The sequence below is a fragment of the Larkinella rosea genome, assembly GCF_003858635.1.
In the GTDB taxonomy this organism is placed as follows: Bacteria; Bacteroidota; Bacteroidia; order Cytophagales; family Spirosomataceae; genus Larkinella; species Larkinella rosea.
On the sequence record NZ_RQJO01000007.1, the window covers coordinates 466668 to 488133 of the forward strand.

At 52.1% G+C, this 21466-nt stretch carries 18 protein-coding genes; 12 read left to right on the top strand and 6 right to left on the bottom strand.

The window, feature by feature from the left end; genetic code table 11:
• The first annotated feature begins 92 nt into the window (after positions 1 to 92).
• From EHT25_RS02220 to EHT25_RS02235, 4 genes are all read left to right on the top strand, one after another.
• Positions 93 to 4121 (top strand): hybrid sensor histidine kinase/response regulator transcription factor, encoded by a 4029-nt coding sequence (locus EHT25_RS02220; protein WP_310588712.1) that lies wholly within the window; start codon positions 93 to 95, stop codon positions 4119 to 4121.
• 243 nt (positions 4122 to 4364) lie between these two features.
• Positions 4365 to 4673 (top strand): hypothetical protein, encoded by a 309-nt coding sequence (locus EHT25_RS02225; RefSeq protein WP_124869988.1) that lies wholly within the window; start codon positions 4365 to 4367, stop codon positions 4671 to 4673.
• A gap of 175 nt (positions 4674 to 4848) precedes the next feature.
• Complete coding sequence (locus EHT25_RS02230; RefSeq protein ID WP_124869991.1) at positions 4849 to 7701, top strand: putative Ig domain-containing protein; 2853 nt, start codon at positions 4849 to 4851, stop codon at positions 7699 to 7701.
• Positions 7702 to 7879: 178 nt separating this feature from the next.
• Positions 7880 to 8635, top strand: a complete 756-nt coding sequence (locus tag EHT25_RS02235; protein ID WP_124869994.1) for a DUF5602 domain-containing protein — start codon at positions 7880 to 7882, stop codon at positions 8633 to 8635.
• A 105-nt stretch (positions 8636 to 8740) separates the two neighbouring features.
• On the opposite strand, the gene EHT25_RS02240 is transcribed toward EHT25_RS02235, so the two are convergent.
• A complete protein-coding gene (locus EHT25_RS02240) occupies positions 8741 to 9055 on the bottom strand; it encodes a hypothetical protein (RefSeq protein ID WP_221622233.1) in 315 nt (104 codons plus the stop codon).
• 209 nt (positions 9056 to 9264) lie between these two features.
• Between EHT25_RS02240 and EHT25_RS02245 the strand changes: the two genes are divergently transcribed.
• From EHT25_RS02245 to EHT25_RS02255, 3 genes are all read left to right on the top strand, one after another.
• Entirely contained in the window at positions 9265 to 9474 is a 210-nt protein-coding gene (locus EHT25_RS02245; protein WP_124869997.1) for a hypervirulence associated TUDOR domain-containing protein, read from the top strand.
• 200 nt (positions 9475 to 9674) lie between these two features.
• The gene (locus tag EHT25_RS02250) at positions 9675 to 10820 is read left to right on the top strand and encodes a glycoside hydrolase family 5 protein (protein WP_124870000.1); all 1146 of its coding nucleotides are present in this window, start codon (positions 9675 to 9677) and stop codon (positions 10818 to 10820) included.
• The gene (locus EHT25_RS02255) at positions 10820 to 11569 is read left to right on the top strand and encodes a pseudouridine synthase (protein ID WP_124870003.1); all 750 of its coding nucleotides are present in this window, start codon (positions 10820 to 10822) and stop codon (positions 11567 to 11569) included. The genes EHT25_RS02250 and EHT25_RS02255 overlap by 1 nt, the downstream gene beginning before the upstream one ends.
• Here the strand turns inward: EHT25_RS02255 and EHT25_RS02260 are convergent.
• From EHT25_RS02260 to EHT25_RS02270, 4 genes are all read right to left on the bottom strand, one after another.
• Positions 11553 to 12845, bottom strand: coding sequence for an acetyl-CoA hydrolase/transferase family protein (locus EHT25_RS02260; RefSeq protein WP_124870006.1), 1293 nt, complete (start codon positions 12843 to 12845; stop codon positions 11553 to 11555). The two genes, EHT25_RS02255 and EHT25_RS02260, sit on opposite strands and share 17 nt — an antisense overlap.
• 156 nt (positions 12846 to 13001) lie before the next feature.
• The gene (locus EHT25_RS32555; RefSeq protein ID WP_185731258.1) at positions 13002 to 13148 is read right to left on the bottom strand and encodes a hypothetical protein; all 147 of its coding nucleotides are present in this window, start codon (positions 13146 to 13148) and stop codon (positions 13002 to 13004) included.
• A 5-nt stretch (positions 13149 to 13153) separates the two neighbouring features.
• A complete protein-coding gene (locus tag EHT25_RS02265) occupies positions 13154 to 13585 on the bottom strand; it encodes a hypothetical protein (protein ID WP_124870009.1) in 432 nt (143 codons plus the stop codon).
• Between the two features lie 199 nt (positions 13586 to 13784).
• Positions 13785 to 16163 (bottom strand): TonB-dependent receptor, encoded by a 2379-nt coding sequence (locus EHT25_RS02270; RefSeq protein WP_124870012.1) that lies wholly within the window; start codon positions 16161 to 16163, stop codon positions 13785 to 13787.
• A gap of 95 nt (positions 16164 to 16258) precedes the next feature.
• Here EHT25_RS02270 and EHT25_RS02275 point away from each other — a divergent pair, with 95 nt between their 5' ends.
• The 5 genes from EHT25_RS02275 to EHT25_RS02295 all read left to right on the top strand — a co-directional run bounded on the left by EHT25_RS02275 (position 16259) and on the right by EHT25_RS02295 (position 20474).
• Entirely contained in the window at positions 16259 to 16936 is a 678-nt protein-coding gene (locus EHT25_RS02275; protein ID WP_124870015.1) for an endonuclease III domain-containing protein, read from the top strand.
• 55 nt (positions 16937 to 16991) lie between these two features.
• On the top strand, positions 16992 to 18065 hold the full coding sequence (locus EHT25_RS02280) for an endonuclease/exonuclease/phosphatase family protein (RefSeq protein ID WP_124870018.1): 1074 nt from the start codon (positions 16992 to 16994) through the stop codon (positions 18063 to 18065).
• Between the two features lie 96 nt (positions 18066 to 18161).
• Positions 18162 to 19190, top strand: a complete 1029-nt coding sequence (locus EHT25_RS02285; RefSeq protein WP_124870021.1) for a sensor histidine kinase — start codon at positions 18162 to 18164, stop codon at positions 19188 to 19190.
• Entirely contained in the window at positions 19190 to 19957 is a 768-nt protein-coding gene (locus EHT25_RS02290) for a LytR/AlgR family response regulator transcription factor (protein ID WP_124870024.1), read from the top strand. The genes EHT25_RS02285 and EHT25_RS02290 overlap by 1 nt, the downstream gene beginning before the upstream one ends.
• A gap of 139 nt (positions 19958 to 20096) precedes the next feature.
• Entirely contained in the window at positions 20097 to 20474 is a 378-nt protein-coding gene (locus EHT25_RS02295; protein ID WP_124870026.1) for a DUF4890 domain-containing protein, read from the top strand.
• 93 nt (positions 20475 to 20567) lie between these two features.
• On the opposite strand, the gene EHT25_RS02300 is transcribed toward EHT25_RS02295, so the two are convergent.
• Positions 20568 to 21368 carry a carboxypeptidase-like regulatory domain-containing protein gene (locus EHT25_RS02300; protein ID WP_229311408.1) on the bottom strand — a complete coding sequence of 267 codons (801 nt, stop codon included), beginning with the start codon at positions 21366 to 21368 and terminating at the stop codon, positions 20568 to 20570.
• Between the last annotated feature and the right edge of the window lie 98 nt (positions 21369 to 21466).

The window sequence follows — 21466 nt, forward strand, 5'->3', positions numbered from 1 at the left end:
CACATTGATACGATTTTGCGTAAATTTCCGGTAAAAATCGGCTCTGAATGCGATTCGTTTTCCTGTTTTTAGTACTATTCCCGCTTACCGTTTTGGCCCAACTGAAAGGTTGGCAGGAGATTACCATTTCCGACGGACTGTCGCAGGGTATGGTGTACGACCTGAAACAGGATCAGAAAGGATTCATCTGGATTGCGACCAAAGATGGCCTGAACCGCTTCGATGGCCATAATTTTACCATATTCACCCACGATCCTTACAATGACCACAGCATTTCCGAGAACAACTGCTCGGCCTTGCTGATCGACCGCCATCAGCGGCTCTGGGTTGGCACCGGCAATCAGGGGCTGAACCTGTTCGATGAGCAGACCCGGCGGTTTTACCACCTGACCATCAGCGACCAGGCGGCTCCCAACGCAGGTAATTACGAAATCCGGCTGTTGTCCGAAGACCCTGAAGGGAATATCTGGGTCGGCACGGATACCCACAAAATCTTTCGCATCAAGTTGCCCGCTTCACTCGAATCCGGTTTTCCCGATCAGCACGATTTCACCAAACGGGTTGAGATTAAAGCGGTTCATCTCAACCAGCGATTTTCGTATACGCAGTCGCATTATTTTAGTTTTAAACCCAATGGACAGGGGTATATTGGAACGGCGTATGGACTGTATGAATTCAACTGGAAGCAACCGGATTTAGCCACGCATCTGCCGTTATTTCATTCGAAAACCGGTGATTATCACGCCATGTATGTTGACCATCAGCAGGATTACTGGTTTGCCGGCAACAGCAACCAGATCGAAGGCTGGCATCAGGGCGTGTATAAAACCATCGCTTTTCCCCGAAAAAACTATTTTGGGGTTAAACTAAAAGTTATTGATAATCAAACCATTGCAATTGCCACGCCGGATCATTTGTGGCTAATGTCACCCGCCGAACTCTTCCGGCAGGATAGCCTGACCATACGCAGTGCCTATGAGGCTCTCCCGCCTAATCTGGCCACAATCACGAGTCTGTTGAAAGACCGGACGGGTTCGATCTGGGCCGGAACCAGCGGTTATGGATTGCGGAAATTCAATCCCCGTATCAAGCAGTTTCAGGTCTATTTACCGAACACGTCGCTATCCAGAATTTACGTCGACCGGCAGGGGCGGACTTATGTGCGGTTTCAGTACGCCTACGAACAACTCGACCGGAAAACCAATCGCCGGGTGCCATTCCTGAACCCCGAAATGCCGGAAGCCGATCGTCGTCAACGGAATCTGATGCAGGATAGCCGGGGTTATTTCTGGGTTTCCAATACGCATTTCCAGACTCACCAACATCACCTCTTTCAGTTTTCGCCGGATTGGAAACTGCTGAAGAAATACCCGTTACCGGCCAATACAACTTTTGGATTTGTTGGCAATCAAACCCTCGAAGATCCGCAGGGACGTCTCTGGATTGGCGTCAACAATGGCAAGTTGCTGCGCTTCAACCCCGCTACCGAAGTATTCGAGCGGTTTTCGTATCAACATCTGCTGCCCCAAAGCGGGGCCGAAATCGAAACCTACGCACTTCAGCTGGATCAGGACGGAACGTTGTGGATTGGGACACAAAAAGGGTTGATCAAGGCCCAAAACAGCCAATCGAATCCGGTTTTTTCGATCTTCAAAAACAACAGGGCCAACCGGCAGAGCCTCAGCAATGATTTTATTTTGAGCCTGGCCGCCGATCCCAACCGGCCCGACCGGTTTCTCTGGGTAGGCACCAAAGGCGGAGGACTGGAACGCCTGGATAAGCAAACCGGTCAGTTCGAGCATTTTACCGAAGCGGACGGCTTACCAAACAGCGTTGTTTACGGAATTTTATCCGATGAATTTAAGAACTTCTGGCTCAGTACCAATCGGGGACTTAGCCGGTTTGGACCGCAGACGCGGGAGTTCCGGAACTATACCAAAGCCGATGGTTTGCAGGACGATGAGTTCAATAGCTGTGCCTATTTCAGAACCGCTTCCGGGGAATTGCTTTTTGCGGGGGTGAACGGCCTGACGCTTTTCCGGGCGAACGAAGTTTCAGGAACCACCCGGCAGCGGCCACTTGCCAGTATTATTGGTCTGAAAATCAACAATGAAGCGGTTGCTTTGGGAGGAGAAGATCCGTTACTAACAAAGGGAATCGAGTATACGTCGCGACTTGATCTGGCGCACGATCAGAATCTGGTAACGCTGGAATTCAGCGTGATGGATTATACCAATTCGAACAAAAACCGCTATCGGTATCGCCTTTCCGGTATCGACCGCGATTGGGTGGAAGCGGGGACCAACCGGTTCGCTAATTACGCCCACCTGCCCGACGGCAATTACCGGTTTGAAATGATTGGCTCGGCCGATGGCGAAGTCTGGAGTGTGCCATCGGTTTTGCAGATTCGGGTTCATCCGCCGGTTTACCTTAGCTGGTGGGCCTATCTGGTTTATATTCTGACGGGGATTGGGCTGGCCTGGCAATTGTACCGGTTTCAACGGCAGCGATTGATTCTGGAGCAACAGGTTGTTTTCGAGCAGAAAGAAGCCAGCCGACTGGCCGAACTGGACGCCCTTAAAACCCGCCTTTTTGCGAATATATCCCACGAATTCCGGACACCCCTGACTCTGATCCTGGGCCCGATCGAACAATTGGTTCAGGAATATGCCCAGGATACGCGCTTTCCGTTGTTGCAGCGAAATGCGCATCGTTTGTTGAGTCTGATCAACCAGCTGCTGGATTTAAGCAAACTGGAAGCGGGGCAACTCCAACCGGAGCTTCAATCCGGTGATCTGGCAACATTCTTTCGTACCATTGGAAGCTCATTTGAATCGCTGGCGGAGGACCGGAACATTACGTTTACGTTTCGGGAAAATCAGACGGAATACTGGGCCGATTTTGATCCGGATAAGCTGGAAAAAATTGTGACAAACCTCCTTTCGAATGCCTTTAAATTTACGCCAACGGGACAATCCGTTGATCTGGACGTGCGGTTTCCTGAGCAGGATACATCCGGCGATCTGGTATTGACGGTCCGGGATACCGGTATCGGGATCGCCCCTGACCAGCAGGAACACATTTTCGAGCGGTTTTATCGGATCAATGGCGGCATCAGTCGGGCGTATGAAGGAAGCGGTATTGGATTGGCGTTGGTCCGCGAACTGGTTTGGGTATTGAATGGCAGCCTCAGTCTGGTCAGCTCGGAAGGAGTGGGGACGGTGTTTACGGTTCGGTTGCCGATCCCCAAAACCGCAAAACCGGCTGGCTTTGATGCGCGGAGTTTGACACCCGCCCAGGGCGCTATCTTGGTGCCGGATGACTGGATTGTGTCCCCAAAACCGGTTGCGGAGAACGAGACTACTTCCGAAAATATCCTGCTGATCGTGGACGACAATGCCGATATCCGGGCGTATGTCCGAAGCATTTTCGAAAGCGATTACCAGATTCTGGAAGCCATCGACGGGCAGGATGGGCTGGAAAAAGCGACGACGCTGCTGCCCAATCTGGTGATCTGCGACCTGATGATGCCCCGGCTGGACGGTTTTGCCTTTTGCCGGGTTCTGAAAAGCCAGGAAGCCACCAGTCACATTCCGGTGGTGATGCTGACGGCCAAAGCCGAAATTGAAAACCGCATTGAAGGCTTTGAACAGGGGGCCGACGATTACCTGACCAAACCCTTTCATCAGTTGGAAATCCGGGCGCGGGTGCGTAATCTGCTCGAGAAACAAATCCGTTTGCAGCGGTATTTTAGTGATCAGAAACCGCAGGATTTAGCGGTAAACGAACCCGCAAACATTCAGGAGGAAGCATTTCTTCAAAAAGTACGAGCCATCGTTGATGATCACCTCGCCGAAAGCGCGTTCAACGTCGAACAACTTAGCCAGGAATTAAACCTGAGCCAGCGGCAAGTGGTGCGCAAAATCAAAGCCCTGACCAACCAGACTGCCGTGGAATTTATCCGGAACCAGCGCCTGGAACGGGCCGCATCGTATCTGCAACAAAATACCCTCAGCGTATCGGAGGTTGCGTATCAGGTGGGTTTTGAGAGTCTTTCCTATTTCACCAAAGTCTTCCAGGAGCGATACGGCGTCTTACCGTCGGCATACGCCCAGATTTGAATGGATTGGATCATGGTACGGAGTTGATTGAAAATGATACGCCGGTTTGTCCTTCAGAACGTACATCAGTCCCCAATACCGGCCCGAAAAGGGCCTTTTTTATGCTTAAAAGTGGGAAATGGCGAAAATGAGCAAAAGAATGTCTGATTCGAGTTAACGCATTTTGACCGCCCGAAAAGAGTTTTGCACAGGAAACGTAACGGAAAATAATGGTCATTCATTCTCTAACTCGACACGACTGTAATGCAAATGCGTTCCCTGTTTTTTCCCTACCTAAAAACCGCTCTGCCTGTACCGATTAGTCTGGTGCTTCTGTTGTCAGGAATGCTGGTGAATCAGCAGGCCATGCGCCTGGTAAAAAAAGTTGGGTTTGAGTCCCATCGGTTCCTATGCGATGTCTACCTGAATGGTTCGTTCGATGACCGGCCGACGACTCCTGTCAATTCTCCGCCAGTTGGTCGTAAAGTGAACCAACAAGCCACGGCCGAAACCCGGCCGTGGGTAAAAGAACGCCGATCGGGTTCAACCTTTCGAATCCTTAAAACCGCCTAGGGTGAATTTAAGCATCATCTGGTTAAGTACGGCTTTGGAAAAGAAAAAGAATCCTATCTCGAATAATCAATTTTTTCATTTAATAGCCTGATTATGAAATAACTAGCACTGGTCCACCCCCCTTTAGCTCGGGCCGTGTTCGGGCCGCTTTTATTTCGTCATTCCCTCACCCTGTATGAAACACAACTATTTACTACGGTTTAAAACCTTACTCATTCAATTTCTGGTCGGTTTTGGGCTGGTGACCAGCGCTATGGCCCATGATCCGGCCATCCGGAAACTTTCAGCCGCGTCTGACTTCAAAAAGAGCGGAATCCGCGTGAAACATACGCCACCTTCGCCAAGTCGTCTGTATGTCAAGGCCGACGCCAGTGGGGCCAACACCGGGCTGAACTGGGAAGATGCTTTCCCGGATCTACAGTCGGCGATTCATTATCCGAACCTGGAAAACCTGACGGAAATCTGGGTAGCCGGTGGCGAGTATAAACCCACCAGCACCAATGACCCAAGGATTAGTTATAAAATGTTGCCGGATGTGGCGATTTACGGCGGTTTTGTCGGAACCGAAACCGAACTCAGCCAGCGTCCGCCCGTCACATTGAGCGCTCCCAGCAGCACGACACTCAGTGGCGATATCGGTACGATAGGTACGAGCACGGATAATAGCTATCATATCTTTGACAATCCACCAGGGCTAAGTGCTACATCCGTTCTCGATGGTTTTGTGATTATGCGTGGAGGTAGTTTTAGTGGATTTTACGGAGGGGGGATGAAAAATGATGGTGGCGGGGTTGGCAACTTCTGCAATCCGACCGTCCGCAACTGTGTCTTTCGCGACAACGGCTACGGAATATCCATATATACCTCAGTCAGTGCCGTTTTAAATGTTGCATTTTATGGTGGAAGCGCCAGCCCTCATTTCATCAATTGCCTTTTTTTGAATAATTATGCATTTCAGGGGGCTGCGAGCTATAATTATACGGCTGAAGGGGGAACAGCAAGTCCCCAATATACCAACTGCGCATTTATCGGAAACAGGGCCTATAACGGTGCGGCAATCTATAACAATGATAACACGAATTGCGAAACCAGCCCTATTTTTACCAATTGCTCGTTTCTCGATAATATTTCCGTCGGTGTAAGTGAAGGATACGAGTCAGGTGCGATCAATACGTTTGGTGGAGGGGATCGTAGCCATGTTCAATTAATTAATTGCGTGCTGTTTAACAACATGGGTCCCAAGACCTTCGATACCCGACGGGGCTTGTACAGGTTGACGGTAAGCCACAGTCTGCTGGAAAGCAGTGTAACGGGCTACACCGACGGTGGGGGGAACCGGATTTCGGACGCATCGCCCTTTGTGTCGGCCACCGATATCCGGCTGACGGAATGCGCGCCAGCCATCAACACCGGAACCAACGCGGCCACCGATCTGATGGGGCTCACCACCGACCTGGCGGGCAACCCCCGCTTTTTCGACAACGGAACTGTAGATATGGGAGCAGTCGAGTATCAGGGCACTCCAAAAGTGCTGAGCCTGACAGCCCCCGGTGTCAATACCGCCCTTTATAACCAGCCGTTCAGCCAGTCGTTCACGGTTTCAGGGGGCGCCGAACCCTATAGTTTCACGCAGGTGAGTGGCACGATGCCTCCTGGCCTGACGCTGGCGACTACCGGCGCCTTGTCGGGTACGCTCACCCAAACCGGTAGCTTCGCATTCTCTGTACTGGCAACCGATAACGATGGTTGTTCGGTAACCAGCTCCAGTCCCTACAACCTGACGGTGAATGCGGTTGTAACGGGCAGTTTCGATGGATTCATCTACGGGGCCGATTGTGCTACCTTCCGGGGCTGGGCCTGGGACCGCAACAAACCCAATACGCCTGTCATGGTTGATATTCTCGACGGTGAAACCGTGATTGCCACGCTGCTGGCCGATGCATTCCGTCAGGATCTGGTCGACAATGGCAAGGGGAACGGACGACACGCGTTCCTATGGCCTATTCCCGATGCCTTAAAAGACGGCCAGCCCCACAGCCTCAGGGCGCGAATCACCGGCAATCCTTTCGAGTTGAAAAATGCCCCCAAAACCTTGATTTGTACACCCAACCCCGGCCCGGAGGGCAATAAGCCGCCCCAGCCGCCAGTGCCCACGGTGCTGATTGCTCCGCTGGTGGCCCAGGTTGGCGTACCTTTCTCCGGGACGCTGGTGGCCTTTACCGACCCCGAAAGCGGCACCCTGAGCTACAGCCTGACGGGACTGCCCGAGGGGCTACAACTCCAGATGCCCGAGCGGATCATCGGCGGCATACCCACCCAGGCCGGGACGTTCGTGCTAACCTACCGGGCGACCGACCCACAGGGAGCCGCTAACAGCGTGAGTTTTGCCTTGACGGTCAACCCGATGGAGACGACAACGGTGACGGGCAATTTCGACGGGTATCTGGACAAACTGGACTGTGGCGGAATCCGGGGCTGGGTGTGGGACCGCAATAAGCCGAATACGCCGTTAACCGTTGAGTTTTATACCGAGAGCAGCCCGGGCAATGTGACGGTTTTGGGCAGTACGCTGGCCAACATCTATCGTCAGGATTTGAAGGATGCCGGCAAAGGAAACGGGGCGCATGCCTACAATTTCACCCCGCCGGGAAGTGTCACGAATGGGACAGCAATTCGGGCGCGGGTGCTGGGTTCCAGTTACCTGCTGAAAGGTTCGCCGAAAGCCTTCCAATGCGCTCCGGCGCGGTTATCGGCCGGGATGGATGCGGAGTTGACGGTGACGGTTTTGGGCAATCCGGTCAAGGGTGACGCGGTAGAAGTAGAAATTCAGGGAGCCATTGTTGGCAGGCAGTTATCCCTGGAATTAACAAATGTACTGGGTCAATTGGTTGGTAATAAATCTGTTACGGCAACCGAAGCAACCGAGCGACACCGGATCTCGGTTCCCAATCAAACGCCTGGGCTCCTCCTGTTGCGGGTTAATACGCCCCGGCAGACAAAAACCGTCAAAATTCAACGGACGAATTAAAACCGCCATACGAAGCGGCCAGCTCGTGGCCGCTTCGTATGATAAAAAAGCTTACCGAAAAAGGCCATGTTACTTGCTGACACTAACTGAGCACCTTGAGTTGATTGCATACCCGGAGGTAAGTAATTTTATGTTACTTTTAAATCTTTATTCCCTTCTACATACATAACCAAACTTCATGAAAAAACTTTTTATCTGCCTTTTTGCGGCAACTCTCTTTTTAGGCTGTTCAAAAGACGACGACAAAGTGGCTGAACCACAGCGGATTTACGGACCGTCGCTTCCGATGGGAAACGGAAATGTTAAAACCTGGATTTTGCTGGACGCAGACGGCAATCCGTCGTCCATCGGGTTTACGCGGAGTAAAGAAGCCTTCGATAACCTGCCCGCTACCTTGCCCGAAACCGCTTACATGCTGGCCCTTCCCGATGCCGCGACGAGCAAAACGCCGTTTCAGCACGTGATGATCAACTGGAATCCGCAGGGCCACGAACCGGCCGGCATTTATAACGTACCGCACTTCGACTTCCATTTTTACATCCAGCCGATGACCGAGACCATGGCGATTCCAACCTATGACAAGGCGATGGCCAAGTTTGATAACCTACCGCCGAGCGGGTCTATTCATGCCGATTTTGCCAAAGGACCGGGCGGTGTGCCGATGATGGGCGCGCACTGGTCGGATACCACCAGTCCGGAATTCAAAGGGCAACCGTTTACCGAAACCTTTGTATTCGGCTCGTACGACGGTAAGGTGACATTCTGGGAGCAAATGGTGACGATGAGTTACCTGAAAACCGCTCCGATGCTTGATAAAGCGATCAAACTACCGACCAAATACGAAAAAGCGGGTTATTACCCCACCCGCTACACGATCAAGACCAATACCGACGGCAGTCAGGATATTGCGCTGGAGGGATTCACCAAACGGTAAGCGTGTATAACAAGTGGTGTTAAGCCACCTTCTCACCTTTCTCTTTTCGGGTCGGTGGGAAGGTGGCTTCGTTTTACGTGAAAAATGCCTCTTGGTGTGAATGGGTCAGTCTTTTTTGGACTTCTTTTTCTTTTTGACGGGCGTGTTGACGTGAATGATTTCTTCATCCACGAGATCAGGTTCGTTCAGTGGTTCCGGGTTGCGAATGATCAGCCGATCCACCTCGAGTTCGCCAATGTGGAGTTTTCGGATGGAACCCCGTCCTATGCGCAATTGACCCACAAACAAAGCACCGACCGCCAGCGCGCCCAAAGCCGTTGCGCCGAGTGCTAAAGCCCCCAGCGCCAGTCGCCCGACAGCGGCTTGCCCGATGCTCCGGCTGCCACTACGGAGGGGAAAAGAAAAGGATTTCGTTGACATGACTGTATCGATGTTAAAATGGTCGGAAAATGTTTCCGGGATTAGCGGGAAGACCGCATCCTGTTTTCCAATAAACCACAGCGTTGGGGGAGGGTTCATTTGTTTTAGGCTACGGCAAATTTCGCGTGTACAAAAAACCGCAACGATCATCTTCCGAAACATTTGTTCGCCAGGCGCCGTTAAGGGCTAGGATGTAAAAAAAGCAAGTCATGGTCAGAAAAGGAGATTTGGTGCGGTGGAACTACGCCGGTAGCCATGCCGAAGGAAAGGTAGTGGAAATCCACGACGAGGAGATTGAAAAAACCATCAAAGGCACAAAGGTGAAACGAAATGGAACCGCCGAAAACCCGGCGCTGGTCATTGAACAGGATGATGAACAACAGGTTTTGAAACTGCAAAGTGAGGTAGAAAAAGTGTAAAACAAGGCAGCCATTGGGGAAAGCCGGGGCATAATCCGGAAAAGTGAGTGCTATTTGGTTTTCAGTATACGGTTTTCGATGGCTGATGTGTGCAATTAATCCCGCATGATCTGTCCGAAAACCAAATTCCGACACCCGTAAACTGAGAACGGCACTGTAGCGGTTTTTCAGTAAGTTTGCTGCGAACTATTCCGACCACCATGCAACGTCGTACGTTTCTTCACCATTCCGGTTTGCTGGCTGCGGCCGTCAGCGCGTCCGGGCCTGCGGTTTTGGCATCACCGTCCGTACCGAAGGCCAAAAACAAACTCCCCAAATGGAAAGGCTTTAATCTGCTGGATTTCTTCTCGCCCAATCCAGCTCAGGCCCGAAAAGCCACGCAGGAAGAACAATTCAAATGGATGCGCGACTGGGGCTTCGATTTTGTGCGGATACCGATGGCGTATCCCGCTTACCTCAAATTTGACCGCAGCCGGAATATTACACCCGATGAAGTGTACCAAATTGATGAACAGGCGGTTGAACGAATTGACCGGCTGGTATCGATGGCGCACAAACACAACATTCACGTCAGCCTGAACCTGCACCGGGCACCGGGCTATTGCGTCAATGCCGGTTTTTACGAACCATATAATCTCTGGGCCGATCAGAAAGCCCTCGATGCATTTTGTTTCCACTGGAATTTCTGGGCGAAACAGTATAAAAATGCGTCTGCCGACAAAATCAGCTTCGACCTGCTCAATGAACCGAGCATGCGCGAAGACATGAACGACCAGCTTTCCAAACGCAGCTCGGTGCCGGGAGCGGTTTACCGAAAAGTGGCACTGGCGGCTTCGGAGGCCATTCGGAAGGAAAATCCGAAGCATTTGATCATTGCCGACGGCAACGATGTCGGCTCGTCCGTCATTCCCGAAATCACCGATCTGGATATTGCCCAAAGCTGTCGGGGCTATAATCCGGGCATCATTTCGCATTACAAAGCCCCCTGGGCCAATAAAGATCCCGAGAACCTGCCGACCCCGAAATGGCCGGGGCAGGTGGGTGAAAAATATCTGAGTCGTGCGATGCTGGAAACGTTTTATAAACCGTGGATCGAACTGGTCAACAAGGGCGTGGGCGTGCATTGTGGCGAATGCGGAGCCTGGAATAAAACCCCGCACGACGTTTTTCTGGCCTGGTTTGGTGATGTGCTCGATATTCTGACCAGCAACGGCATCGGTTTTGCGCTCTGGGAGTTCAGTGGCGATTTTGGCGTTCTGGATTCTCGACGGGCCGACGTGGCTTACGAAGATTGGCACGGACACAAACTGGATCGGAAACTGTTGAACCTGATGGCTAGGTATTGATGGGAGACGAGCAACCGGTTTTAGAAGTAATTCAGGAGCGAAAACCGCTCGAAATTCTTTTTCAATCCACTGATCTGGTGGCGATTAACAAACCGCACGGATTACTGGTTCACCGGTCGATGATTGCCAGCGACGCCAGTGAATTTGCCGTGCAGTTGCTGCGCGATCAGTTGGGACAACGCGTGTATCCCGTTCATCGGCTGGACCGAAAAACCGGGGGCGTGCTGCTATTTGCCTTGACCGAAGCCATGAATTCGATCATGCAACAGCGGTTTGCCGAAGGAGATATCCGGAAAACGTATCTGGCCATTGTGCGGGGCTATACCGCCGACGAACTGGAAATCGACTACCCGCTTCGGCGCGACGACGGCATCGTTCAGGAGGCATTTACGAAAGTAAAAACGCTCCGGCGTACCGAAGTGCCCGTTCCGTTTGGGAAACACGCGACTTCCCGCTATTCCCTCGTTGAACTCACGCCCACGACCGGCCGTTTTCATCAGCTCCGGAAGCACATGGCGCACATTTTTCACCCGATCATCGGTGACCGGCCCCACGGCTGCAACAAACAAAACCGGCTGTTTCTGGAACAGTACGCGATGAATACGATGCTGTTACACGCCCATCAGATTCAGTTTCAGCATCCGGTTTCGGGCGAAGAAATTGTGATTACGGCCCCGGTTCAGTCGGAATTTGAACGAATGTTGGCGGTTTTGTTCGGAGAAAAACCGGCGTTTACCCAAATACTTTAAACCGCTCGTAAGCCTGCCGTTCCAGCGACGCACGGTGGTCGGGATGGGCGATGTTGATCAATGCCTGGGCCCGCTGGCGCAGGTTCTTGCCATAAAGGTACGCAACGCCGTATTCGGTCACAATGTAGTGAACATGGGCGCGGGTGGTCGTCACGCCAGCACCTTCTTTCAGGAACGGAACAATTTTGCTTTCACCATACTTGGTGATGGAGGGCAGGGCGATGATCGGTTTACCCCCTTCCGAAAGAGAGGCTCCCCGCACAAAATCCATCTGACCACCTACGCCCGAATATTGATAAGTCCCGATCGTGTCGGCACACACCTGTCCCGTCAGATCCACTTCGATGGCGCTGTTGATGGCGGTGACTTTCGGATTCCGTCGGATGATGGCTGTGTCATTCGTATAAGTCACTTCCTTCATGACGACGCCGGGATTATCGTCAATAAAGTCGTATAACCGCCGGGTTCCCATCGCAAAGCAAGACACCAGTTTGTACGGAATGGCCTTTTTAAGTTCGTTGGTGATCACGCCCCGCTCCACCAGATCGATCACGCCGTCGGAGAACATTTCGGTGTGAATTCCCAGTTTTCGGTGATTTCCTAATTCGGCCAAAACCGCATTTGGAATCCCGCCAATGCCCATTTGCAGCGTCGCACCATCTTCGACCAGTTCGGCCACGTATCGGCCAATCTTCTGCTCGGTGGGCGTGGCGGGTTTCAGCGGCATTTCATACAGCGGATCGTCGCATTCGATGGCTGCATGGAGCGTACTGACGTGAATGATACCGTCGCCGTGGGTCCGGGGCACGTTCGGGTTGATTTGGGCAATGACGTAGTTGGCGGTTTTTACCGCGCTCAGGGAAATGTCCACCGACGGACCGAGGGAGCAAAAACCGTGCTGGTCGGGCGGTGAAACCTGCACCAGCGCAACGTCGAGCGGTAGGATGTTTCGCTGGAACAACAACGGAATTTCACTCAGAAAAATCGGGATGTAATCGGCCATTCCGGCATTGACCTGCTTTCGCATGTTGGCGCCGATGAAGAAGGAATTGGGCTTAAAAATGCCCGCATACTGCTCTTCGCAATAGGGCAGATGCCCCTCCGTGTGCATGTGGCAGACTTCAATGTCGCGCAAATGAAGCGCATTGGCCCGTTCCACCATGGCCGCAATAAGCCGGTGGGGCGTTTGGGCAACGCTGTGAATGAAAACCCGCTGGCCGGACTGAATGACCGCTACGGCCTGTTCCGGATGAACAATGGGAATCTGGTGCATCATAAAGAAACGGAATGACGAATGATCTGTTAAAATGAAAAACAAACCTACTGGCGGAAAAAGTCGGATTTTATGAGTAAAATCAGGATTTCGCCAAACCGTTGTCGTATTGTTTTTCGGGTTTTGCCCGGTTGCTGGCCTGTTGACTGGAAACCGATGTTACAGGTTCGTAGCCACGGCAGGCTGTTTGGAATCAGCCATTGACTCACTTCCGGTCAACACCACGATGGCCAGTAACGTCCACGTAATAGCGCTGTATCCATTGGCGATGTGAAAACCGGCGTCTTTTACCGTAATCGATAACAAGGCCGTTACTGGCAGCCGCAGGCCAGCGGCACAAACCGTTTCCAGCCGGTGAGTCGTCCGGCCCGAACGACGGCAATCCCAACACCAATCATGACGAGGTTACTGATGGGCCAGAACGCGTCCAATAGGCGGTAGAGAAGCGTATTATGGTCGGGCAGAACCATCTCGTAGACGTTCCAGCTGTTGGCCAGGGTCAGCGTGCTCAGAATGAGGGGTGAAATAATTCGTCCGAAGTTATCCGCGCCCGTTGCACCAAGCCGACGCAAGCCAATGATGCTGCACAACCAGCCTGAGATGTACAGAATGCCCAAAAAACCGCTGAGCGGAGTGGTGTGATATACCAGTTGTCCGCCGTGATTCTGGACGTGGAGGTAGGTATTTATGCACAAAAAGGGCGCACCAACGAGCGCCATGATGCCGAGCAGTTTGGTATTCATCCGTAGTTGTTGTTTAAGGGTTGTTGTGTGATTGACGAACCACACAAAGTAAAAGCGTTCGGAAAGCCCTTAAAACAAGCGAGTTACCCGATTGCGGAAAAACCGGGTTGAAGTGTAGCGAAGCAGGATTTAAATGACAAGAGGGTACGGTTAAAAGAAACCAATACCCTCTTGAAAACTCTTCTACGAGCTGAAGCTGTTAAAACTCCCAGCGGTAATTAATCACCGGAATCAAACCCAACTGGTATTTCTGCACCACTTTTCCCTGAAAAGCGTCAAAATAGCTGTAGAATGCATTCTGGGCACTGGTCAGGTTTTGCAAATCGAGAGAGAGGGTCCGGCTGTAGCGGGCTTTGCTCTTTTTCCAGTACACCCGCAGATCCGCCCGGAAATAATTCGGGAACCGTACGCTGAAAATATCGCTGCCGTATACTGTCGTGCCGGCCTGCTTCGACAAAACCGGGTCGATGGGCCGGTCGCGCAAACCGCCCAGGTACGAAAGCCGCCCGTTGACACCCCAAATCCGGCTGCGGGTTCCCCGGCTTTTCGTCCATTCTTTTCCGGCCGTAATCCCACTCGTAAAACCGCCATCGAAGCGCGTGCTGCGCCAGTTTCCATCAGCTAATGCCTTGTATTTGGATTCGTAAACCGAGCCGGACACCAGCACGTAATAATTCTTCGACAAGTACTTCTGGTACGTCAGCTCGACGCCCCGGTTTCGGCCTTTTCCGGCATTGATCAGCGGTTCGCTGACGTAAGCTTCAATCAGGTTTAAAGCCGAAAAGTTACTTCCGTTCAGCGTGCTGACGGGCACATCGAACAGCATTTGGGAATATCCTTCAATCTTCCAGTAGCTGTCGGGAGAGAGCTGATGCGTATAACCCGCAACGATGTGGTGCGCTTTGGTAAATCCGAGCGATTCGTTGTTGTACGTTGGCGGAGTCGGGAAGCGGCTTTTCGACAGGTAAACCTGCGGGAGCTGCTGCTGGCTGTGCAGACCGTAAGCCACCGACAGCGCTTTTCCGGGCAATACTTCCCAGCGGATCGAAGCCCGTGGTTCCAGCGACTGACTCTTGAAGGTAAAGGTATTGTAGAACAAACCGGCATTAACCGTTACATTATCAGCGGGTAACCACTGGTAGTTGATGTACGGTTGAATCATCCAGCCGTGCAGAGAACCTGCAAAAAGGGTGTTGTTGGCCGAACTGGTAATGGGCGGAACCGTGCTGCGTAGAATGTCGACCGAATTATCGGCATAGGTCAGAAACAGACCTGCCTTAACACTGTTATGTTCGTTAATCCGGTAATTCAGTGACGAGGTCAGCGTTGAGCGGGAACCGGCCTGGTTGTCGATTTGGTAGTCGGCCTGAAAACGCGGACTGCCCGGAAATTCCTGATTCCGGTCGCTGCTGTTGGCCGAAACCACCAGGGCGGTTTTCCACAACAACCGGGTTCCAAGCGGCTGGGATAACGTCAGGCCACCGGCGGCCATGCGGGTTTTGTACGTAATGTAGTTCCGGTCTTTATCCTGCTCCTGTTCAGCTTCGGCCAATGGATTAAAAACATTGCTGCTCGTTCCTCCCAGGCCAAAAACCGTAAACCGCCCGCCTTTTTTGGTCGGAAAATTCAGGTTAAAAGACAAATCGTGAAACCGGATGTCTTCCCCTCCGAAGGTAACGCCCAGCGCACCGAGCAAACCCGTGAATGAATACCGGTAATTCACCAGATACGAGGAACCTTTCTGCTTCGAAATCGGGCCTTCGGCCGCGAGGTCGACACCGATCAGACCCGCCTGAGCGATGAATTCATGGCGCTCGTTATTCCCCGGCCGCAGGCTCATGTCCATGACGCTCCCGACCGTGTTCCCGTATTCCGGCGAAAACGCACCGGTCAGAAACCGGGTGGTCCCGAGCAATTGGGCGCTAAGAATATTAACCCCACCGCCCGACGCCGTTGGCCGGTCGCCGATGGTTCCGGCATTGCTCTGATGATTCGGATTGACGATTTCGACGCCTTCCAGTCGCCAGATCAGGCTGTTGGGCGAGTTGCCGCGTACGGAATTGATGTTGGTGCCATCGTTCGTCGTAACCACACCCGCGTAGGCCGTGGCCAGCCGCGCCGGGTCAAGATAACTTGCCGGAAACCGGAGTACCTGTTCGATGGTAATGTGTTCGGCGCTAATGGTCCGGTCGGTTCGCGTACCGACGGCTGTGGCTTCGCCCAGTTGCGTCACGCCCGGTTGCAGGTTCACTTCCAGCACCTGTTCTTTGCCCGATTCGACCAGCACTTCATTGATGATGCTGGTTTCGTAGCCGACAAACGAAACGGTGAGTTGATGGCGACCGATCGGAGTATTGACAAAACGAAACCGCCCCTGATCGTCGGTGACCGTACCCGAATTGGTGTTGCCGGTTTGCAAATTTTTTAAAGTTACCGACGCACCCACCAGCGGTCGACTCTGGCTGGCATCGAATACGGTTCCCCGAAGGGTTTGGGTGGGCGTTTGGGAAAAACCGGCAAAGGCCAGCAACGTCAGTAAAGACAGCCAAAAAGAGGTGCGATAGTAGGTGTTCGTCATTTGGATTCAGGAATTGATCCGTAAAAGTAATACGACAAATAACCAAGTCTATGCACAATCAGTTGTTCCTGGAAAAAACACCTGAACATTTTTTGATGATAGCCATCGATGTCGCCCAAAAAACGGTGCTGGTCCACGAAATCCTGAACCAGCACTACGGCGTTCAAGCCATTTATGGCCGTATGGACCCGATGCATGAATTGATTGCCACGGTGTTGTCGCACCGGACGACGCACGCCAACGAAATGACGGCTTACCGCACGATGATGGAGCGGTTCGGCTCCTGGGAAGCCATTCGGGATGCCCCGGTGGCCGAACTGACCGAGGCCATTCAGACATCGAATTATCCGGAGGTAAAAGCGCCCTGGATCAAGCAGATACTGGCCCGGATCATTGCCGAACGCGGGGAAGCGAACGTTGATTTTCTGCGCGAAATGACCACAGAAGAGGCCATGGCCTGGCTGACATCGCTACCGGGCGTGGGGCTGAAAACCGCGACGCTCCTGCTGCTTTTCAATTTTCAAAAACCGGTTTTGCCGGTCGATACGCACGTCCACCGCGTGACACAGCGCCTGGGAATCATTGGCCCGAAAGTGAGCGCCGAGAAGGCCCACGGTATTTTGCTGGCCTATTTGCCACAGGACGCAACGGTTTTATTCAATTTTCACAAACACTTTTACTGGCACGGGCAGCGGGTTTGTTTCTGGAGTTTCCCTGCCTGCGGACAATGCGTACTGCGGCTGCAGTGCGATTATTTTAAAAAACAAGCCTAAAACCGTTAATTTGCTTCCGAGTGAGTTCCAACGTAACCATAGTTCTGATCTTTGAATGAACCCTGTAGACAATTTCCTGATTGGTTACGCCCTGTTGATTACCACGATTTCCTTTATTCACCTCGTTCGGGTCGATGCCTGGTGGATTCGCATCTGGGATTTTCCCCACCTGCAACTGACGGTGCTGGCGGCTGTTGGGCTGCTCGGATGGGTTGCCCTGAGTCGGAACACCGAGTGGCCGATGTTGCTGGCGGTGGCCGGGTTGGTGGCGGCTTTGGTGTACGAAGGCTGGCTGATTTATCCCTTCACGCCCCTTCACCGCAAGGAGGTCAGTTACTTCCCAAAGTCTAAAAGAGATGAGTCGTCGGAGCTAAACCGCATTCGAATTCTGAACGCCAATGTGTTCATGGAAAACACGAAATGTCCGGATGTGATGGCGCTCGTTGAAAAACATAACCCGGACGTGTTGATGATTCTGGAAGCTAATCTTAGGTGGCAAAAAGCACTGGAACCACTTGAAAGCCAGTTTCCATACCGGATTTTGTACCCGCTCGAAAACACCTACGGCCTGTTGTTTTATTCAAGTTTGCCCATTCGTCACCAGGAAGTGCGGTTTTTGATCCAGGATGATATTCCGTCGATTTATGCCCAACTCCAACTGAAATCCGGGCAACTCGTTCATTTTTACGGGATTCACCCCATGCCACCCAGCCCGACGGAGCATTACCGGTCGACGGAGCGGGATGCCGAATTGCTGGTGGTGGGGAAAGAAGTTCGTACTATGAAGGAGCCGGTGATTGTGGCCGGTGATCTCAACGACGTGGCCTGGTCGCATTCCACGCGGCTTTTTCAGCGCATCAGCGGGCTTTTCGATCCGCGGATTGGCCGTGGTTTGTACAATACGTTCCATGCGAAGTATTTCTTTCTGCGCTGGCCGCTCGATCACATTTTTGTGTCCCACCATTTTCGGTTGCGTTCCATCAAACGATTGCCCAATTGCGGTTCCGACCATTTCCCCATCCTGATTTCACTGGCCTACGCCCCCGAAGCCGTTGCCCGGGCTGTTCCGCAACCTGAAAAAGATGACCTGAAAGAAACCGAAGAAATCATTGAACGGGCGGAAGAGTAGCGGTTTCACCAGCGGGAACGGACGATTGACCGTTGATTTTTCCCGTTTGACTTTGATTCGCACCGCATTCCCCACCGGAGGCTGCATATTTGCTGCATGAACGCCCGCTTTTCGTTTCGCCAGATTGCCGGAATTGCTTCAGTCATTATTGCAATGCTGGTGAATCTGCCGTTGATCCGACTCGCGAACCGGACCCAACTGGCGATTTTCCCCGGTCTGCCGGATACGGTTTTCCTGTTTTTCCGGCTCCTCTTTCACATCGCGTTTACGTTTTTTTTCATTGAGCTAAATCGGTATGTGCTGCTCCAAAAACGGTACAAACCCCGCATGAACCTGCTGGGATGGTACGGAATCAATCTGTTGTTGTTTTCGATTCTTACCGCTCTTTTCGTTGGAATCATGTTGCTCTGGTATCCCGAACGGCCAATTCTGGTGTTGGTCACAACCTACTTTCGGACTTTTTTCGTCTGGGGAACGGCCTTGCTGGTCGCGAATTTTCTGACGGTTTTGCAACAAAACCGGTCGATGCAGGCCGAGAACGAACGGTTGAAACGGGAAAGCCTGCAAGCGCAGCTCGACGGTCTTCGTGCCCAGCTGAATCCGCATTTTCTGTTCAATTCGCTCAATGCACTTAGCTCACTCATCCGGGAGGGAAGCGCCAATACACAGCCGTACCTGGCTAAATTGTCGCAGGTGTTGCGGTATTCGCTGCAGGTGCAGAACCGGGAACTGGTACCCTTTTCGGAAGAAATGCAGTTTACAAATGCCTATTCGTTTCTGCTGACCATGCGGTTTGGGAATAATTTGCAGATTGTGAATGACTTGCCGACCCAGTCACCCTGGTTGATCCCGCCCATGACGCTGCAACTGCTCATCGAAAATGCCGTCAAGCATAACATTGTTTCCGGGGCAAAACCGCTTCGAATTCACCTGGCGGCTGATTCGATCAGCAACACGATTCGGGTAAGCAATGGAAATCAACCCAAACCGGAACCCGCTGACGGAACTGGCACCGGACTGCCGAATCTGGAAAACCGCTTCCGCCTGCTGACCGGAAAAACCATCCGGATTGTGCGTTCGGAAAGCGAATTTAGCGTTTATTTACCCATTATTTCGGCCGTCTGATGCGCGTTCTGATTATTGAAGATGAGGTTACTGCGGCTTCGCACTTGTCCGCTTTGCTGCGCGAAATCGAGCCATCGCTGACGGTTTTGGGCGTTATCGACAGCGTGTCCGAGGGCCGGGAAAAATGGCTGGAATTCCCCGTGCCCGACCTGATTTTTTCGGATATTCAACTGGCTGATGGCCTGTCGTTTACGCTACTGGAGCAAGTGGCGGTTTCCTGCCCGATCATTTTCACGACGGCCTACGATGAATATGCCATTCGGGCATTTCGACACAACAGCATCGACTACTTGCTCAAACCCATCGAACGCGAAGCGCTGGAGACCGCCCTGCAAAAGTACCGGTCGCTAAACCGCCCGGTGGCGGATGATCTGGTGCGGCAGATGCGGGAAATGCTGAGCAGCCGGGCCTTTCAGCCGCGCACGTATCGCACTAACTTTCTGATTCAGTTCCGGGACAAACTGCTGCCTATCAAGGTGAGCGACATTGCCTATTTCGAGATCGAGGGCGGGGTGGTTTCGGCCACGCTCCTGACCAAAATCCGCTATCCGATCGATCTGAAGCTGGATGAGCTGGAAAACCAATTGAATCCGCAGGATTTTTTTCGGGCCAACCGCCAGTTTATCATTTCCCGGAAATGCATTCTGGAAGTGGAGCTGTATTTCAACGGACGCTTACAGGTTCAACTCATTCCGATGCCGGGAGGAGCGGTGGTGATTAGCAAAGACCGCGCTCCGCAGTTTAAAAAATGGCTGGAGGAATTTTAAGGCTTCACGCGCTTCTCCGGCGTTTTGACCGCCGAATCTGGTCCCTTCAATGCGGTTTTTGGAATGAAAACGATTGGATTCACTACGTTTGGTCTGTTAATTATCCAGTTGGTTCCATTCCATTAATATTTGCATTTGTATGAAAACCAAGCTATTAAAAACCGCCTTGTTTCTTATTATTTTAATGAGTGGGACGGCATCGTTCGCCCAGCGCGGAAACCTCGGAACGCCCGAAGAACGGGCTGCCAGCCTAACGACTAAAATGAAGGAAAAACTGAACCTGACCGCCGACCAGGAGGTTCCTGTTGCCGAAATCAACCTGAAATACGCCCGGCAAAACCAGTCGCTGCTCGAAACCGGTGGCCGGAATATGCGGACCGCCCGACAGGTTCAGAACTCCCTGAAGGAAAAAGACCGGGAATTGAAAAACGTATTGAACGCCGATCAATACAAACAGTATCAGGTGCTTAAGGAAGAGATGAAAGCTGAATTGAAGCAACGGCGCAGGCAAAAGTAACACGGATTTTTCTGCCCTTACTGTGATTATCCCCAAACAAATCAAAACCAGTCCCGGATTTCGGGACTGGTTTTGGAGATGATGGAAGTGGCATTATTTTCGATTCGTAAACCCGATTCCCATGCTGTTGGATCGAACGGCGGACTCGGTGCCCAGAAAATCCATCGTAACGGACGGTTTATAAACGTAGTCATCACCCCAGGCATCACATACCTGCAGTTGTTCGCCGGTCGGTTTGTATATGGCCGTAACGGAATAGCGGCCCAGCGGAATATCCTTGATAGCGTACGCCCGTTTTTTGGCCTGGACTTTCAGGGTTTTTCCCGTCGACCCATCGATCAGCGTTCCGACCGGTTTTAGGGTAAATTCGATATTTTCAGTATCATTCAGGTTGATGACGTTCGGATCGCGGAACAACTCCATCGTCCCGCCATAGTACAAATCCAGGCTCAGATCCGGAATGTGACCGGTTAGTTTCCACTGAAAATTGCGGACCGGTTTTTCGTCCTCGGTAAAGCTGTCCGGATTCTCGGGATCAAGCTGGATTTTATACACCTTGCCGTTGTATTGTTTGAGAATATAGCCCCGAACGTTCCACTGTCCCAGGTCTTTTACCAATTGAATTTTATACGTTCCATCCGAACTGCTCGAGGTTTCCACACCCCGTCCTTTAAAGACATCATTTTCGGTGTAAACCGTCGCCCGTGGAAGCGGATTTCCTTGTGGATCAGTTACTTTTCCAAGTAAATAACCTGATTTCCCCTGGCTTGAGCCGCCCGGATTTTCGGCCTCGGGGCCCGGCGAATTTGATTTGCAGGAAGTCATTGAAGTCAGGCAACCCATCAGAATGAGTGCCGCGCAACCCAGGCGGGGGATCACAGTTAACATGTTCATCGTCGTGTCTGTTGTTTGTTATGGATGACACAAAACTAGCTCAGACGAGGTGTATCATTCAAGCAGGAGCAGTATGGGCGGCCACAAGCCGTGTTTGA